Source organism: Kribbella sp. CA-245084 (assembly GCF_050942355.1).
In the GTDB taxonomy this organism is placed as follows: Bacteria; Actinomycetota; Actinomycetes; order Propionibacteriales; family Kribbellaceae; genus Kribbella.
This window is the reverse complement of record NZ_CP192053.1, coordinates 8,887,652-8,903,658: the sequence shown is the minus strand read 5'-3', so window position 1 is coordinate 8,903,658 and position 16,007 is coordinate 8,887,652. Positions and strand designations below refer to the sequence as shown.

Below are 16,007 nucleotides of genomic sequence, written 5' to 3'. Positions count from 1 at the left end.
CGTCGTCGTGTTCGCGGCCGTCTGGCTCGCGCTGCGAGGAGTGGAGAAGTTGTGAGCGCCGAGAACATTGCCGGGCTGGTGGTGGCCGTTGCTCTGGTCCTCTACCTGATCGCCGCCCTGGTCTTTCCCGAGAGGTTCTGATGTCCGACACCGCTGCCGGCCTGTTGCAGGTCGGCCTACTACTCGCGTGCCTGGCAGTCGTCTACCGCCCGTTCGGCGGCTACATGGCCAGGGTTTACACGACTGACAAGGACCTGCGCGTCGAGCGCTGGACCTACAAGCTGTTCGGCGTCGACCCGAAGGCCGATCAGACCTGGGGCGTCTACGCCCGGTCGCTGATCGCGTTCTCCGCGCTCAGCGTCATCCTGCTGTACCTGCTCCAGCGTCTGCAGCACTGGCTGCCGCTGTCGCTGGGCCTTCCGAACGTCGAGTCCGGACTGGCGTTCAACACCGCCGCGTCGTTCGTCTCGAACACCAACTGGCAGAGCTACGTGCCCGAAGCGGTGATGGGCCACCTGGTCCAGTTCGCCGGCCTCGCGGTGCAGAACTTCCTCTCGGCGGCCGTCGGCATCACCGTCGCGATCGCGCTGATCCGAGGCTTCTCCCGCTCGAAGACCGACCGGGTCGGGAACTTCTGGGTCGACCTGGTCCGGACCGTACTGCGTGTGCTGCTGCCGATCGCGGTCGTCGGTACCGTGCTGCTGGTCGCGATGGGCGTCGTACAGAACTTCTCCGGCGGGCACGAGGTCACCTCGGTGGTCGGCCAGACCCAGCACCTCCCCGGTGGCACCGTTGCCAGCCAGGAGGTCATCAAGGAGCTGGGCACCAACGGCGGTGGCTACTACAACGCCAACTCGGCCCACCCGTACGAGAACCCGAACGGCCTGTCGAACCTGTTCGAGATCTTCCTGCTGCTGGTCATCCCGGTCTGCCTGACCCGGACGTTCGGCGTGATGGTCAAGGACAAGCGTCAGGGGTACGCGATCCTCGGCGTGATGGCGACCATCTGGTCGGCGTTCGTCTTCCTCGCGACGTTCTTCGAGGTCCGGGGCGCGGGTACCGCGACCCAGGCCGCCGGCGCTGCGATGGAGGGCAAGGAGACCCGGTTCGGCGAGTGGGCGTCGTCGCTGTTCGCTGTCTCGACGACCGGTACGTCGACGGGCGCGGTCAACTCGATGCACGACTCGTTCACCCCGCTCGGCGGTGGGGTGCCGCTGTTCCACATGATGCTCGGCGAAGTGACGCCCGGCGGCACGGGGACCGGCCTCTACGGCATGCTGATCCTCGCCGTACTCGCGGTGTTCGTCGCCGGCCTGATGGTCGGCCGCACCCCGGAGTACCTGAAGAAGAAGATCACCGCGCGCGAGATGAAGCTCGTGTCGCTGTACATCCTCACCACCCCGACCGTCGTACTCGTCGGCGCATCGATCGCGATGGGACTGGCGACGGCGCGGGCCTCGATCCTGAACACCGGCAGCCCGCACGGCTTCTCCGAGGTGCTGTACGCGTTCACCTCGGCCGGTAACAACAACGGCAGCGCGTTCGCCGGTATCAGCGCGAACATCCCGTTCTACAACACGGCTCTCGGGCTGGTGATGTTGCTCGGCCGGTTCGTCCCGATCGTGTTCGCGCTCGCGCTGGCCGGTTCGCTCGCCCAGCAGCAGCCGGTACCGGTGACCCAGGGCACGCTGCCCACCCACAAGGCCCTGTTCGTGACGCTGCTCGTCGGCACCGTCCTGATCGTGACCGGCCTGACCTACTTTCCCGCACTGACTCTTGGACCCCTCGCGGAGGGACTGTGACCACGGTAATGACACCGCCCGCGCAGCAACCGGCGGCTACCCCGAAGAAGGCGCCGTCGGGTGCGTTCGACCCGAAGATGCTGCTGACCTCGCTGCCGGACGCGGTGAAGAAGCTCGACCCGCGCGTGATGGTGAAGAACCCGGTCATGTTCGTGGTCGAGGTGGGCGCGGCCGCGTCGACCATCAAGGCGATCACCGATCCGAGTGTGTTCGTCTGGTGGATCGTGGTCTGGCTCTGGCTGACCGTGATCTTCGCCAACCTGGCCGAGGCCGTCGCGGAAGGCCGGGGCAAGGCCCAGGCCGAGACCCTGCGCCGGGCCAAGACCGAGACGACCGCGCGCCGGCTGGTCGGAGATCGCGAGGAAGAGGTCCCCGCGACCCAGCTCAAGCTCGGCGACCTCGTGGTCGTCGAGGCCGGGCAGATCATTCCCGGCGACGGTGACGTCGTCGAGGGGGTCGCGAGTGTCGACGAGTCGGCGATCACCGGCGAGTCGGCCCCGGTCATCCGCGAATCCGGCGGCGACCGGAGCGCGGTCACCGGCGGCACCAAGGTGCTGTCGGACCGGATCGTCGTGAAGATCACCACCAAACCCGGTGAGAGCTTCATCGACCGGATGATCGCGTTGGTCGAGGGCGCTTCGCGGCAGAAGACGCCGAACGAGATCGCGCTGAACATCCTGCTGGCCAGCCTGACGATCGTGTTCCTGATCGCCACCGCGACCCTGCCGACGTTCGCGAACTACGCGCACACGAACCTGAGCATCGTGATCCTGGTGGCCCTGCTGGTCGCCCTGATCCCGACCACGATCGGTGCGCTGCTGTCCGCGATCGGCATCGCCGGTATGGACCGGCTGGTCCAGCGCAATGTCCTGGCGATGTCCGGCCGCGCGGTCGAGGCCGCCGGCGACGTGAACACCCTGCTGCTGGACAAGACCGGCACCATCACGCTGGGCAACCGGCAGGCGTCGGAGTTCATCCCGGTCCAGGGTGTGACCGACACCGAGCTCGCCGACGCGGCGCAGCTGTCCAGCCTCGCCGATGAGACGCCGGAAGGCCGGTCGATCGTCGTACTGGCGAAGACCGGGTACGGACTGCGTGAGCGTCACACCGGAGAGTTGCCGCACGCAACCTTCGTGGAGTTCACCGCGCAGACCCGGATGAGCGGCGTGGACGTGGACGACCGGCAGGTCCGCAAGGGCGCGGCCGGCGCGGTCAACGCCTGGATCAACCAGCACGGCGGGTCGATCGACGTACAGCTCGGCGAGATCGTCGACGGTATCTCGGCCTCCGGCGGTACGCCGCTGGTCGTTGCCGAGAGCATCAACGGCACGGCGCGTCCGCTCGGCGTCATCCACCTCAAGGACGTGGTCAAGGAAGGCATGCGGGAGCGGTTCGACCAGATGCGCGCGATGGGCATCCGGACCGTGATGATCACCGGTGACAACCAGCTGACCGCGAAGGCGATCGCCGAGGAGGCCGGGGTCGACGACTTCCTGGCCGAGGCGACGCCCGAGGACAAGATGGCGCTGATCAAGAAGGAGCAGGAGGGCGGTCGCCTGGTCGCGATGACCGGTGACGGCACCAACGACGCACCGGCGCTGGCCCAGGCCGATGTCGGCGTGGCGATGAACTCCGGTACGTCGGCCGCCAAGGAGGCCGGCAATATGGTCGACCTCGACTCGAACCCGACCAAGCTGATCGAGATCGTTGAGATCGGCAAGCAGTTGCTGATCACCCGCGGATCGCTGACCACGTTCTCGATCGCGAACGACGTGGCCAAGTACTTCGCGATCCTGCCGGCGCTGTTCGCAGCGGCGTACCCGGGTCTGGACAAGCTGAACGTGATGGGACTGCACTCGCCGGAGTCGGCGATCGTGTCGGCCATCGTGTTCAACGCGCTGGTGATCGTGGCCCTGGTGCCGCTGGCGCTGCGCGGTGTCCGGTACCGGCCGTCGTCGGCTTCGGCGATGCTGCGCAGGAACCTGCTGATCTACGGTGTCGGCGGTCTGATCACCCCGTTCGTCGGTATCAAACTCCTGGACCTGGTGATCTCCTTGATCCCGGGTCTTCGGTGAAAGGTTAGTTGTTCATGGCAAGCAATCTGCCCGGCTCGGTCCGGCAGTTCGGAGTGGCGCTACGGGCGCTGCTCGTGTTCACGGCGATCCTCGGGATCGTCTACCCGCTGGTGATGACCGGAGTGGCGCAGGCGCTGTTCCACGGCAATGCGAACGGCTCGATCGTCAAGGTCGACGGCAAGGCTGTCGCCTCGGACCTGATCGGCCAGGCGTACACGATGGACACCGGGAAGAAGGATGCCGACGGCAACGCGATCATGGTCGCGGACCCGAAGTGGTTCCAGACCCGGCCGTCCGCGAGCGACTACGACGGCGCGGCCAGCGGCGGCTCCAACCTCGGTCCGAACAACGCCGATCTGGTCACGGCGATCGACGACCGGCGCAAGGCGATCGCGGCGCTCGAGGGCGTCGACCCGTCGCAGGTGCCGCCGGACGCGCTCACCGCGAGCGGCAGCGGCCTCGACCCGTCGATCAGCCCGGCGTACGCCGCTCTGCAGGTCAACCGGGTCGCCCGCGAGCGGGGACTGTCGGTGGATCAGGTCAAGCAACTGGTCAAGGAGAACACGAAGGGCCGCACGCTCGGCTTCCTCGGTGAGCCGGCAGTCAACGTTGTCACGCTCAACAACGCACTGGCTGCGCTGGGCTGAACTGAGAGCATGGAGGCATGAGTAAGAACGGCCGTGGGCATCTGCGGATCTATCTGGGTGCCGCGCCTGGTGTCGGGAAGACGTACAAGATGCTGGGCGAGGGGCAGCGGCGCCTCGCCCGGGGCACCGACGTGGTGGTCGGATTCGTCGAGACCCACGGCCGTGAACACACCGCGGGGATGCTGACCGGACTCGAGGTGGTCCCGCGGCGGATCATCGATTATCGCGGTGCGAGCTTCACCGAGCTGGACATCGACGCAGTACTTGCCCGGCGGCCCGAGGTCGCGCTGGTCGACGAGCTCGCGCACACCAACGTCCCGGGCAGCCGGAACGAGAAGCGCTGGCAGGACATCGAGGAGCTGCTGACCGCCGGGATCGACGTGATCTCGGCGGTCAACATCCAGCACCTCGAGTCGATCAACGACGTGGTCGAGAAGATCACCGGCGTACCGCAGCAGGAGACGGTCCCGGACCGGGTGGTCCGGGCGGCGGACCAGATCGAGCTGGTCGACATGACGCCGGAGGCGCTGCGGCGGCGGATGGCGCACGGCAACGTGTACGCCGCAGACAAGATCGACGCTGCCCTGGGCAACTACTTCCGGGTCGGCAACCTGTCCGCCCTTCGTGAGTTGGCCCTGCTCTGGCTGGCAGACCGGGTGGATGCGGGTCTGCAGCAGTACCGGCAGGAGCACGACATCGACTCGACCTGGGAGGCCCGGGAGCGGGTCGTCGTCGCGCTCACCGGCGGACCCGAGGGCGAGACGCTGATCCGGCGCGCTGCCCGGATCGCGGCCCGGTCGTCCGGCGGGGACCTGCTCGCCGTACATGTCGCGCGGTCCGATGGCCTGACCGGTGCGAACCCGAGCAAGCTGGCGGAGCAGCGCAACCTGGTCGAGAAGCTCGGCGGGACCTATCACCAGGTGGTGGGTGACGACGTTCCGGCCGCGCTGCTCACGTTCGCCCGGGCCGAGAACGCGACCCAGTTGGTGCTCGGCGGCAGTCGCCGGTCGCGGATCGGCTCGCTGTTCACCGGGCCGGGGATCGGCGCCACCACGATCCGCGATTCGGGCGATATCGACGTACACATCGTCACGCATTCGCTGATGGGGCGTGGCCGGCTGCCGCGGCAGCGGGGAGCACTTTCCCGCCGCCGCAAGATTCAGGGCTTCGTGCTGTCGGTGGCACTGCCGCCGGTGCTGGCGCTGGTCCTCGGGCTGGGCGGGGACACGCTCAACTTGACCAGCAACGTGCTGGCGTTCCTGTTCGCGGTCGTGGTGGTCGCGCTGGTCGGCGGGATGTGGCCGGCCATGGTGACGGCGATCGGGGGATCGCTGGTCCTCAACTACTTCTTCACGCCACCGCGGCGGACTTTCACGATTGCCGAGCTCAACAACGCCCTGGCACTGCTGATCTTCGTGCTGGTAGCGGCAATGGTCAGTTCGGTCGTCGACCGTGCTGCACGACGTACCAGGCAGGCGGCCCGGGCGGCCGCGGAATCGGAGACGCTGGCGACCTTGGCCGGATCGGTATTGCGGGGAGAGACAGCCCTGCCCGCGCTGCTCGAACGAGTGCGCGAGGCCTTCGGGATGACCGGGGCGTGTCTGATGGAACGTGTGGACGACGACGAGTTGACCGAGGTCTGGCGACCGCTGGCCTCGGCCGGCTCCCTGACCTGCACCCGTCCGGAGGAGGCCGACGCGGAGATCCCCGCGCGGGACGACCTGGTGCTGGTGCTGCAGGGTCATCAGTTGGAGGCTGACGAGCGGCGGCTGGTAGGGGCGTTCGCGGCCCACGCCGCCGCGTTGGTGGACCGCGCCCGGTTGAGCGAGGCGGCCGCCGAGGCCAAGCCGCTCGCCGAGGCCGACAAGCTGCGTACTGCGTTGTTGCGCGCGGTCGGCCATGACCTGCGATCGCCGCTGGCGTCGGCGAAGGCATCCGTGACGTCGCTGCGTAGCGACGACGTGGAGTGGAGCGAGTCGGAGCGGGAGGAGTTGCTGGAGACAGCGGACGAGTCTTTGGATCGGTTGTCGCGGTTGGTGGACAACCTGCTGGACCTCAGTCGGCTGCAGGCCGGAGTGCTGCCCGTGTTCACGCGGCCGATGGCGCTGGACGAGATCATGCCCGGCGTACTGGCCGAGCTGGGTGATGAGGCCGACCAGGTGACGGTCGACATCCCGCACACCTTGCCGCTGGTCGAGGCGGATCCGGCGCTGCTCGAGCGCGTGGTCGCGAACCTGCTGGCGAACGCGATCCGCTACTCACCTCCCGGGCGCCCGCCGCTGATCACGGGAAGCGCTCTCGGCGACATCGTCGAGGTCCGCGTGATCGACCGCGGGCCGGGGATCCCGCGCGAGGACCGGAACCGGATGTTCGCGCCGTTCCAGCGCCTCGGCGACACCGACAACACGGTCGGCGTGGGTCTGGGGCTGGCGCTCGCCCGCGGCCTCGCCGAGGCAATGCACGGCACGCTGCTGCCCGAGGACACCCCAGGCGGCGGACTGACCATGGTGGTCACCATGCCGACCGCCACCCTCCGCCCAACCGACGCCCCGGTCCCGGGAACACGCGAACGATCGGAGCAGGAGTGACTGTACTGATGCCACGACTCCGTCGCGGCGGGTCATGCGGCTGTGACTCCCGGCCTTCCCTCGTCGCTCCGGTCGCTTCGCTCCCTCCGCTCCTCAGTCCAGGCCGGGAGGCCGCATGACCAGAATCCTGGTGGTCGATGACGAGCCGCAGATTGTGCGGGCGTTGCAGATCAACCTGAAGGCGCGGGGATACGAGGTGCATCTGGCCGGCACCGGTACGTCGGCTTTGAAGGTCGCCGCGCAGCACCCGCCCGAGCTGGTGATCCTCGACCTCGGACTGCCGGACTTCGACGGCGTGGACGTGATCCGCGGGCTGCGCGGCTGGACCGACGCGCCGATCCTCGTCCTGTCCGGGCGGACCGACCAGACCGACAAGGTCGAGGCGTTGGACGCCGGCGCGGACGACTACGTGACCAAGCCCTTCGGGATCGACGAGCTCCTGGCCCGGATGCGCGCCGTACTGCGCCGCAGCAACATCGCCCAGGACCAGCCGGTAGTGACCGTCGGCGGCGCGGTCGTGGACCTCGCCGCGAAGCGCGTGACGCTGGAGACCGGCGAAGACATCCGCCTCACCCCGACCGAGTGGCACCTGCTCGAGGTCCTCGTCCGCAACCCCGGCAAGCTGATGTCCCAACGCCAGCTCCTCACCGAGGTCTGGGGCCCCGGCTACGAGACCGCCAGCGGCAACCTCCGCTTCTACATGGGCCAACTCCGCCGCAAACTCGAACCCGACCCAGCGCGCCCCAAACACCTCCTCACCGAACCAGGCATGGGCTACCGCTTCGAACCCTGAGCGTGTCCGTTTCGTTCAAGACCTCCGGCGGGATCTGCGGAATGGTGGGCGCATGGACATCTTCACGGCAGGTCGGGACTTTGTACGGCGGGACGCTCGGTTGCTTGAGCGTCGGCTCTTCGCCACGGTTTTCGAAGGCGCTGATCCGCAAGGTGTGGTCGACGCGCTGCGCGGGTTCCAGAATGCCGACGGGGGCTTCGGGTGGGGGCTGGAGCCGGACAAGCGGTGTCCGGACAGCTTGCCGCTCGATGTGGAGGTCGCGTTCAGCACACTGATCGCGGCTGATGGTCGGGACGACGAGATGGTCCGGCGGGCGACTGATTGGTTGGCTCAGCTCGCCAATGCTGATGGTGCGGTGCCGCTGTGCGGTCCGGCGGTGGAGGGCTACCCGCGGGCCGAGCACATCACCGAGTGGACCTACCAGCCTGGCATCAACCCCACCGCGGGCTTGGTCGGCCGGCTCTACACGCTCGGCGTCGAGCACCCGTGGCGCGACAAGGCCGGCGCCTGGTGCGCGGCGGAGCTGGCGAAGGAGTTCCCCGAGGATGCCCATGGGATGCACGAGGCGCTGGAGTTCCTCGAGCACACCGACGACGTCGACGTCGATCGAGTCCGCGACTGGTTGCCCAAGCTGCAATGGTTCCGCGCCGACGCCGCGGATCCGACGTACGGCGTCACGCCGCTGCACTTGGCGCCGACGCCGGACAGCTTCTGGAAGCAGCTGTTCACCGACGAGCAGCTCGAGGCGCACCTGGACCGCCTGATCGCCGACCAGCAAGACGACGGCGGCTGGGCCATCACCTGGGAACCGCCCGGCCCCGCAGCCACCCTGGAGTACCGGGGCATCGTGACCGTCGGCGCCCTCCGAACACTGAAGGCCTACAACCGTCTCTAGCTACACAAAAGTCCCCCGCTTCGGCGGGGGACTTTGTCATTTATCGCTCTTCGCGGAAGTCGACGTGGGCGCGGGTCTTCGGGTCGTACTTGCGGATGATCAGCCGGTCGGGATTGTTCCGGCGGTTCTTCCGCGTTACATAGGTGAAGCCGGTGCCTGCGGTGCTGCGGAGCTTGATGATGGGGCGGAGGTCGTTGCGCTTGGCCATGCTGTCCTTTCCCGGATCACCTGGCGGGTGACCCACACTCTGATGAACGCCGGCCGGGTGGCGGCTATTCCGGCCGACGGGGTACTTTGTAGTGGTTGTCGTTTTCAATAAGACGGGAGAATCGATGCTGCCGGTGACCTTGCTGACGGGCCTCGACGAGGGGTTCCGCGGCGCCGTCGCGGGGAATCTGCTGGCAGCCGCCGGCCCGACCGGCGTCCTGGTGGAGTACGACGTGAGCAGCCTGAGTGCAGGCTCCGTCGTCCGCCTCGCTCGTACGGCGGCCGGCGTGATCGACCGCGAGGTGATCACCATGGACCACCCGTGCGTCTCCTGCGCGATGCGCGGCTCCCTCGTCCAGCTGCTCTCCAGCATCGCGGCCATCGAGCGGTACGGCGCGGCGATCGTCAACGTCCCCGCCGCCGGTGACACCCAGGCGATCGCGGCCGAGCTCGCGACGGCCGACGACCTCCGCATCGACGCCGTCGTCACTACCGTCGACGCCGCCACCGTGGTCGCTGACCTGACCGGCGAAGAGCTGATCCGGGATCGCGGCATCCCGACGGCTGTCGAGGACGGTCGCGCGATCGCCGAGGTCGTCGTACGGCAACTGGAGTCGGCGGATGCGGCAGTGCTGAGCGATGAGGATCCGGCTGCGCTGGTCCAGGCGATCAATCCGCAACTGCTGATCAAAACCACGCCGGCCGGGCTGCTCGGCGTACGGCTGCATGCTGCTGGGAACGTCGTCGAGCCAGGTTCGATCGCGGCGCCCGCGGACGGTGAGGTGCCGACACTGGTCTGGCAATCCAATCGACCGTTTCACCCGGAGCGCCTGTACGACGCCCTGGAGGACCTGGTCGCCGGATCCGCTCGCGGCCGCGGGACATTGTGGATCGCGACCCAGCATCGCAACCGGCTCAGCTGGGACAGCTTCGGCACGAACATCTCCATCGGCGTGCTCGGTCCGTGGCTGGCCGACCTCCCGGCGGACCGCTGGCCCTCGGTCGGTCAGCAGCATCAAGCCCGGTCCGCCCTCGAGTGGCATCCGGAGTACGGCGACCGCGCGTCGTACCTGTCGATCACCGGCCCCGGTCTGGATCCGCGGGAATTAACCGCCCTGCTCGACGGTTGTGTCCTTCGTGCGGATGAAGCGGTCCATCCCCTGACCGACCCGTTCGCCCCTTATCTGGAAGGAAGTACTGCCGCATGAAGAAGGACATTCACCCCGACTACCGCCGGGTCGTCTTCCGGGACAAGTCCGGCAACTTCAGCTTCCTCACCGGTTCGACCCGCGAGAGCAACGAGACAGTCGTCTGGCACGACGGGAACAGCTACCCGGTCGTCGACGTCGAGATCTCGTCCGCGAGTCACCCGTTCTACACGGGCCAGCAGCGCGTGATGGACACCCAGGGCCGCGTGGAGAAGTTCAAGAAGCGCTACGGCCAGAAGTAACCCTGGTCTTCCCACAGCCCGTCGCCCCCACCGAGGGCGACGGGCTGTTCTTCGCTCAGGCAGCCGTCGCCTTGTGGCAGAACGCCTGCAGCCAGCGTCCGTCCGAGCGCACGTAGACCTGGCTGATCCATTCCTCGATCTCGTACGGCGTTCCGTCCCAGGTGCCGGTACTCGCCTTCCGGGCGGTGAGGACGACCGTGTCGCCGACCCGGACGATCCGCTCCCCGCCGACGGTGGTCATGCTGTGATGCTGCAGTCGTCCCGACGCGATCCAGCCGATGATGTCGGCCTTGGGCGTGACTCCGTTGGCATCGACGGCCACCCAGTCGTCGGTCCAGCAGTTCGCGATCAGTTCGGCGTCGTTGCCGATCAGTACTGCGTCCGCCTCGGCCGCCTCCGCGCGTACTTCGTCCTCGACTGTCATGCCCCGATCATGCTCGTCTCGGATTCGAGACGTTTAGGTGGGCGCGGCGCTTACCCGACCGGGCAGGGCGGTTCCACACTGTGGGGATGGAGCCGGTTGAGCTGACGGGTGCCGGGTTGAGCCCGCTGGAAGCGGTCGCGCTCGGACAGCGGCGTACGGCGGTTCGGCTGAGCGACGTCGCGCGGAAGCGGATGGAGGCGTCGGCCGCGGTGGTGGCCGAGGTCGCGGCACGGCGGCCGGTGTACGGGCGGACGACCGGTGTCGGCGCGAACCGCGACGTGCTCACGTCCGACCCGGAGCACGGCGCGCGACTGCTGGGGTCGCACAGTACGACCGGTACGACGTCGTACCCGAAGGATGTCGTCCGGCTCGGGCTGCTGATCCGGGTCAACCAGCTCGCCGCGGGCGGATCCGGGCTCGATCCGGCGGTGGCGGACGCGATCGTTGGCCTGCTCAACGAAGATGACTTGCCTGACCTGCATCGCGGCGGCGCGATCGGTACCGGCGACCTCGGTCCGCTCGCGGAGCTCGGGCTTGCGCTCGGCGATGTCATCGACGGGACCAGTGCGCTTCCGCTCCTGTCCAGCAACGCGCTCACGCTCGCCGAATGCTGCCTCGCGTACGTCGAAGCCGTCACGCTCATCAACGTCGTACCGTTGGTCGGCGCGCTCTCCCATGTCGCGCTGCGCGGCAACGCCGAGGTGTACGACGTACGCGTCCACGAGGCTCGTCCGCAGCCGGGGCAGGTACGGGTCGCGCGCCGGATGCGCGGGCTGCTCGACGGGTTGCCGCTCCCGCCTGCGCGCGTCCAGGATCCCTTCGGACTAAGGGCTTTCGCGCAGGTGCTCGGGCCTGCCGTCGATCATTCCGATGCCTTGGGCAACAGCGTGCGGATCGACATCAACGCCGCCGCGGAGAACCCGCTGGTGGCCGGCGATACCGTGCTGCACAACGGCAACTGGCATGCGATGCCGATCGCGCTCGCCCTCGACTCGCTCCGGCTCAGCCTGCACAGCGTCGCGACCCTCTCGACCACCCGCGTTGCGAACCTGGTCGACCCGGACTACACCGGCCTCAGCCGATTCCTCGCCAGCGGCGCGGAGGCAAGCTCGGGCGTGATGATGATCGAGTACGTCGCCCACGACGCGCTCGCGGCCGTACGGTCCGCCGCCCAGCCCGCCACGCTCGGCACCGCGACGCTGTCCCGCGGCGCCGAGCTCCACGCGAGCTTCGCGCCGCAGGCCGCAGTACTAACCGCTCAGCTCCTGGACGCCCTACGCGAGGTCCTAGCCAGCGAACTGGTAACCGCCGTACGCGCAATCCGCCTAGCCGGCCTGACCCCCGACGACCTAGCACCCGCCGCCGTCGGCCCCTGGCTGGCAGACGCCCTGGCCGCCCTCCCCGACGACCTAGCCGACCGCTCCCTCCGCGAAGACCTCGAGATCGGCCGCGGCCTACTAACCCAGTGGGGCGACCGCCAGGTCGAACACCCAGCCGAGTCGGGTTAGGTGCGCTAACGACAGGAGGTGTCCGGCTGGTTCACGCTCAGCTCACCCCCGCGTCGGGCCGATTTCAGCACTACCTCCTGTCGTTAGAGCTACTACCCATGGAGGCGGCGAGTGAGGGCGGTTGCGGCTTGGCGGATTCGGTGGGCCAGGTGGGGGCGGTCGGGCGGTGGTATGGCGTCTGTGCGGAAGGTGACGCTGATGGCGGCGGCCGGGTGGCCGGCGTGGTCGACGGCGGCGCTGGCTACGGAGGCCATACCAGGGGTGATGAAAGAGTCTTCGACGGCGAAGCCCTGGCGTTTTTCGTCGGCCAGTAGGCGGCGGAGTTGGGTGAGGGTTTGCGGGCCGTGGTCGGTGCGGCGGACGAAGGACTCAGGCGTGGGGAAGAGAGCACGCACCTGGGCCGGAGGAAGCTCGGCGAGAAGGGCACGACCGGACGCGGTGAGGGTCGCCGGAAGACGCACCCCGACATCGGTGACCAGCGTGACCGGCCGCGGCGGCTGTTCTTTCAGCAGGTAGACGAGCTCCCGACCGTGCAGTACGCCGAGATGCGCCGTCTGCCCCACCTCGTGCACCAACTGCACCAGCAACGGCCGCGCCAGCCGCTCCAACGGATCGTGCCGCAGGTACGCCGACCCGATCTCGAACGCGGCAACCCCGAGTCCGTACCGCTTCTCCTCCGGCAGATGGGTGACGAACCCCTCGTCGATCATTGCCCGCAGCAAGTGGTACGTCGACGAGCGCGGCAGGCCGACCGCGGAGGCGATGCGCTCCATCGGTACCGGACCGGGCTGGGTGGCCAGGAACGTCAGCACCCGCAGCGTGCGGGTCGAGGCGGGAACGTTGCCGCTCACAACGGCAGGGTATCCCGGCCGGTCTTAGATCCCTGACGATTCGCGTTTCTTCGCGCGGCTCCGTCGGAGCCAGAACCGCAGGCCCTCGCCGGCGACCGCGATCGCGAACAGCCCGCCGGCGACGCCCCAGTCCAGGAACTCCGTGCCCGAGAGCAGCAACCCGACCGCGAGCGACACCACCAGAAAGAACAGCAACGAGGTAACGAGTCGCTTCACAGGGCCTTCTCCGCGGTCCACGCGCCGGACGTCGTCCGGTAGCCGAGCCATTGGTTGACCGCCAGCATCGGCGCATTGCCGGCGTCGTTCCCGGTCGATGCCGTCACGAATCCGGCGTCCCGGGCCGCGGCCAGCGCGTGTGACTTCACCACCTTCGCCAGTCCGCGCCCGCGGTCCGACGGGATCGTGCCGGTCAGATTCGACCAGATCACCCCGCGGTCCGGATCAGCAGTCGTGGTGACGAACGACGGCACCCGGTCACCGTCGAGCACAGCGAAGCTCAGGTCCCGGCGGATGTCCGGGTTGTTCCACGACACCTTCACCCATTCGTCGTACGCCGGCCCGCCGGAGAACCCGCTCGGATCGTCGTCCCGCACCTGGATCTCCGCGTCGAACACCTGCCGCGGCTCGAGGTCGTCGTACGTGGTCAGACGTAGCCCGGCCGGTGGCGCGACCGGCTCGCGCGCCTCACGCAGATCGGCGGCGGCATGACTCATCCGCCGCCCCAGCGCGAACCCGCGCTTGTCCGCGAACGCCTTGGAATCGTCGTCGTCAGCCACGGCGACCAGCAACCGGCCGGCCCCGGCGGTGACAGCCTCCGCGGAGATCGCGGTCAGCAACGCACTGCCGATCCCGCGCTTGCGCTGCGCCGGTGGCACCTGGACCGTGATCCGCACCCGCGCCCCGGCCGCGCCTGCCTCGGGCAGGTAGAGGTTCGAGTACCCGACCACGTCCGGACCGTCCACGGCGAGCAGGATCACGCGGCTGTGGCCACCTCGCAGCTCGGTCTCGATCGCCCGCGCCGACTTCACCAGATGCGGCATCACGGCAGCCCAGACCTGGGCGACGCCGACCGCGTCCGCCGGCCGCGCCGGCCGGATCTCGAACACCATGGCTTGACTCTATGTGTTCGCGGGTCCACGCCCGACGTCTCAGATTCGAGACAGAAACTGGTATGCCGCTCCTGTCGGGGAGCATCGCGGCGCGGTCCAATGATCGGGTGGAAGACACGGTGATAGTCGGTATCGGACCGCTGACCCCGGCCGAGGTGGTCGCGGTCGCACGGTACGGCGCGCAGGTACGGATCGACGACCAGGCCCTCGAAGAGATCGCGAAGTCACGCGCCGCGATCGAGGCGCTGGCCCACGCGGACACCCCGCACTACGGCGTCTCGACCGGGTTCGGCGCACTCGCGACGCGGCACATCGCGCCCGAGTTGCGCGCGCAGTTGCAGCGCAGCCTGATCCGTTCGCACGCGGCCGGCTCCGGCCCCGAGGTGGAGACCGAGGTGGTACGGGCGCTTGCCCTGCTGCGACTCTCCACCCTCGCCACCGGCCGCACCGGTGTGAAGGTCGAGACCGCCCAGGCGTACGCCGGTTTGCTCAACGCGCACCTGACTCCGGTCGTGCACGAGTACGGCAGCCTCGGCTGCTCCGGCGATCTCGCACCGCTGTCGCACGTCGCGCTGGCGATCCTCGGCGAAGGCAAGGTCCGTGATGCCGACGGCAACCTTCTCGACGCGGGTGAAGCCCTGCGGCAGAACGGTCTTGCGCCGGTCGTGCTGGCCGAGAAGGAAGGCCTCGCACTGATCAACGGGACCGACGGCATGCTCGGCATGCTGGTCCTCGCGCTCGCCGACCTCGACCGGCTCTTCAAGACCGCCGACCTCGCGGCCGCGATGAGCGTCGAGGCTCAGCTTGCCACCGACCGGGTCTTCGCCGAGGACCTGCAGGCCCTGCGCCCGCATCCCGGCCAAGCCGCGTCCGCTGCCAATCTCCGCACGCTCCTGAAGGACAGCGCGATCGTCGCGAGCCATCGCGGTCCGGACTGCAACCGCGTCCAGGACGCGTACTCGCTCAGGTGCTCCCCGCAGGTCCACGGCGCCGCCCGCGACACCGCGGCGCACGCGGCATCGGTCGCCGACCGCGAGCTCGCCGCTGCGATCGACAACCCCGTAGTACTGAAAGACGGCCGCGTCGAGTCCAACGGCAATTTCCACGGCGCCCCGGTCGGGTACGTGCTCGACTTCCTCGCCATCGCGGTGGCGGACCTGGCCAGCATCAGCGAACGTCGTACCGACCGCTTCCTCGACGTCGCGCGCAACCACGGGCTGAACGCCTTCCTGGCCGACGATCCCGGCGTGGACAGCGGCCACATGATCGCGCAGTACACGCAGGCCGCGATCGTGTCCGAGCTCAAGCGTCTCGCCGTACCCGCCAGCGTCGACTCGATCCCGAGCAGCGCGATGCAGGAGGACCACGTCTCGATGGGCTGGTCCGCGGCCCGCAAGCTGCGCAAGTCGGTCGACGGCCTGCAGCGGGTGCTCGCGATCGAGATCCTCACCGCCGCCCGCGCGCTCGACCTGCGCGCACCGCTCACCCCGGCCCCGGCAACCGAAGCCGCCAAGGCCGTACTGCGGGAGCACGTCGAGGGCCCCGGCACGGACCGCCACCTGGCGCCCGAGCTCGAGCACTCCGTCCAACTCGTTGCCAACGGCACCTACATCGAAGCTACCGAGGCCGTCACCGGCCCGCTCAACTGAGAAAGGCTG

General features: G+C 68.6%; 16 protein-coding genes. 11 read left to right on the top strand and 5 right to left on the bottom strand.

The genetic code is table 11. The features are described from left to right. Window positions 1-51: 51 nt before the first annotated feature. From kdpF to ACQPYH_RS42780, 7 genes are all read left to right on the top strand, one after another. Window positions 52-141 (top strand): K(+)-transporting ATPase subunit F, encoded by a 90-nt coding sequence (gene kdpF, locus ACQPYH_RS42810; RefSeq protein WP_131283897.1) that lies wholly within the window; start codon window positions 52-54, stop codon window positions 139-141. After that, complete coding sequence (kdpA, locus tag ACQPYH_RS42805) at window positions 141-1,802, top strand: potassium-transporting ATPase subunit KdpA (protein WP_432883915.1); 1,662 nt, start codon at window positions 141-143, stop codon at window positions 1,800-1,802. The genes kdpF and kdpA overlap by 1 nt, the downstream gene beginning before the upstream one ends. Before the next feature lie 8 nt (window positions 1,803-1,810). Further along, window positions 1,811-3,877, top strand: coding sequence for a potassium-transporting ATPase subunit KdpB (gene kdpB / locus ACQPYH_RS42800; protein WP_432894653.1), 2,067 nt, complete (start codon window positions 1,811-1,813; stop codon window positions 3,875-3,877). 14 nt (window positions 3,878-3,891) lie between these two features. Continuing rightward, the gene (gene kdpC, locus ACQPYH_RS42795) at window positions 3,892-4,524 is read left to right on the top strand and encodes a K(+)-transporting ATPase subunit C (protein WP_432883913.1); all 633 of its coding nucleotides are present in this window, start codon (window positions 3,892-3,894) and stop codon (window positions 4,522-4,524) included. A 47-nt stretch (window positions 4,525-4,571) separates the two neighbouring features. Further along, window positions 4,572-7,112 carry a DUF4118 domain-containing protein gene (locus ACQPYH_RS42790; protein ID WP_432894650.1) on the top strand — a complete coding sequence of 847 codons (2,541 nt, stop codon included), beginning with the start codon at window positions 4,572-4,574 and terminating at the stop codon, window positions 7,110-7,112. Between the two features lie 115 nt (window positions 7,113-7,227). Then, window positions 7,228-7,905: a response regulator gene (locus ACQPYH_RS42785; protein ID WP_432883911.1), complete on the top strand. Its 678-nt coding sequence runs from the start codon at window positions 7,228-7,230 to the stop codon at window positions 7,903-7,905. Window positions 7,906-7,957: 52 nt separating this feature from the next. Then, window positions 7,958-8,800 carry a hypothetical protein gene (locus ACQPYH_RS42780; protein ID WP_432883908.1) on the top strand — a complete coding sequence of 281 codons (843 nt, stop codon included), beginning with the start codon at window positions 7,958-7,960 and terminating at the stop codon, window positions 8,798-8,800. A 40-nt stretch (window positions 8,801-8,840) separates the two neighbouring features. On the opposite strand, the gene rpmG is transcribed toward ACQPYH_RS42780, so the two are convergent. After that, a complete protein-coding gene (rpmG, locus tag ACQPYH_RS42775; RefSeq protein WP_130442702.1) occupies window positions 8,841-9,008 on the bottom strand; it encodes a 50S ribosomal protein L33 in 168 nt (55 codons plus the stop codon). Between the two features lie 124 nt (window positions 9,009-9,132). On the opposite strand from rpmG, the gene ACQPYH_RS42770 reads away from it, so the two are divergent. Both ACQPYH_RS42770 and ACQPYH_RS42765 read left to right on the top strand, forming a co-directional pair. After that, window positions 9,133-10,215: a CobW family GTP-binding protein gene (locus ACQPYH_RS42770; protein ID WP_432883905.1), complete on the top strand. Its 1,083-nt coding sequence runs from the start codon at window positions 9,133-9,135 to the stop codon at window positions 10,213-10,215. Beyond that, complete coding sequence (locus ACQPYH_RS42765; RefSeq protein ID WP_130442698.1) at window positions 10,212-10,457, top strand: type B 50S ribosomal protein L31; 246 nt, start codon at window positions 10,212-10,214, stop codon at window positions 10,455-10,457. Before ACQPYH_RS42770 ends, ACQPYH_RS42765 begins: the two co-directional genes overlap by 4 nt. Before the next feature lie 55 nt (window positions 10,458-10,512). On the opposite strand, the gene ACQPYH_RS42760 is transcribed toward ACQPYH_RS42765, so the two are convergent. Continuing rightward, window positions 10,513-10,881 (bottom strand): nuclear transport factor 2 family protein, encoded by a 369-nt coding sequence (locus tag ACQPYH_RS42760; RefSeq protein ID WP_432883903.1) that lies wholly within the window; start codon window positions 10,879-10,881, stop codon window positions 10,513-10,515. Between the two features lie 86 nt (window positions 10,882-10,967). On the opposite strand from ACQPYH_RS42760, the gene ACQPYH_RS42755 reads away from it, so the two are divergent. Beyond that, entirely contained in the window at window positions 10,968-12,389 is a 1,422-nt protein-coding gene (locus tag ACQPYH_RS42755; RefSeq protein ID WP_432883901.1) for an aromatic amino acid lyase, read from the top strand. Window positions 12,390-12,481: 92 nt separating this feature from the next. Here the strand turns inward: ACQPYH_RS42755 and ACQPYH_RS42750 are convergent, their stop codons facing one another. From ACQPYH_RS42750 to ACQPYH_RS42740, 3 genes are read right to left on the bottom strand one after another with little or no spacing between them, the layout of a single operon-like run. Then, window positions 12,482-13,240: an IclR family transcriptional regulator gene (locus tag ACQPYH_RS42750; protein WP_432883899.1), complete on the bottom strand. Its 759-nt coding sequence runs from the start codon at window positions 13,238-13,240 to the stop codon at window positions 12,482-12,484. A 24-nt stretch (window positions 13,241-13,264) separates the two neighbouring features. Beyond that, window positions 13,265-13,456 carry a hypothetical protein gene (locus ACQPYH_RS42745; protein WP_432883897.1) on the bottom strand — a complete coding sequence of 64 codons (192 nt, stop codon included), beginning with the start codon at window positions 13,454-13,456 and terminating at the stop codon, window positions 13,265-13,267. Beyond that, a complete protein-coding gene (locus ACQPYH_RS42740) occupies window positions 13,453-14,349 on the bottom strand; it encodes a GNAT family N-acetyltransferase (RefSeq protein WP_432883895.1) in 897 nt (298 codons plus the stop codon). The genes ACQPYH_RS42745 and ACQPYH_RS42740 overlap by 4 nt, the downstream gene beginning before the upstream one ends. A 107-nt stretch (window positions 14,350-14,456) precedes the next feature. Between ACQPYH_RS42740 and hutH the strand changes: the two genes are divergently transcribed. Further along, window positions 14,457-15,998: a histidine ammonia-lyase gene (gene hutH, locus ACQPYH_RS42735; RefSeq protein WP_432883892.1), complete on the top strand. Its 1,542-nt coding sequence runs from the start codon at window positions 14,457-14,459 to the stop codon at window positions 15,996-15,998. The last annotated feature ends 9 nt before the right edge of the window (window positions 15,999-16,007 follow it).

Excerpts from the sequence above, each read along its gene's own strand:
- kdpA (WP_432883915.1), top strand. The coding sequence starts at position 141 with ATGTCCGACACCGCTGCCGGCCTGTTGCAGGTCGGCCTACTACTCGCG.
- kdpB (WP_432894653.1), top strand. The coding sequence starts at position 1,811 with ATGACACCGCCCGCGCAGCAACCGGCGGCTACCCCGAAGAAGGCGCCG.
- kdpC (WP_432883913.1), top strand. The coding sequence starts at position 3,892 with ATGGCAAGCAATCTGCCCGGCTCGGTCCGGCAGTTCGGAGTGGCGCTA.
- ACQPYH_RS42785 (WP_432883911.1), top strand. The coding sequence starts at position 7,228 with ATGACCAGAATCCTGGTGGTCGATGACGAGCCGCAGATTGTGCGGGCG.
- ACQPYH_RS42780 (WP_432883908.1), top strand. The coding sequence starts at position 7,958 with ATGGACATCTTCACGGCAGGTCGGGACTTTGTACGGCGGGACGCTCGG.
- rpmG (WP_130442702.1), bottom strand. The coding sequence starts at position 9,008 with ATGGCCAAGCGCAACGACCTCCGCCCCATCATCAAGCTCCGCAGCACC.
- ACQPYH_RS42770 (WP_432883905.1), top strand. The coding sequence starts at position 9,133 with ATGCTGCCGGTGACCTTGCTGACGGGCCTCGACGAGGGGTTCCGCGGC.
- ACQPYH_RS42765 (WP_130442698.1), top strand. The coding sequence starts at position 10,212 with ATGAAGAAGGACATTCACCCCGACTACCGCCGGGTCGTCTTCCGGGAC.
- ACQPYH_RS42760 (WP_432883903.1), bottom strand. The coding sequence starts at position 10,881 with ATGACAGTCGAGGACGAAGTACGCGCGGAGGCGGCCGAGGCGGACGCA.
- ACQPYH_RS42755 (WP_432883901.1), top strand. The coding sequence starts at position 10,968 with ATGGAGCCGGTTGAGCTGACGGGTGCCGGGTTGAGCCCGCTGGAAGCG.
- ACQPYH_RS42740 (WP_432883895.1), bottom strand. The coding sequence starts at position 14,349 with ATGGTGTTCGAGATCCGGCCGGCGCGGCCGGCGGACGCGGTCGGCGTC.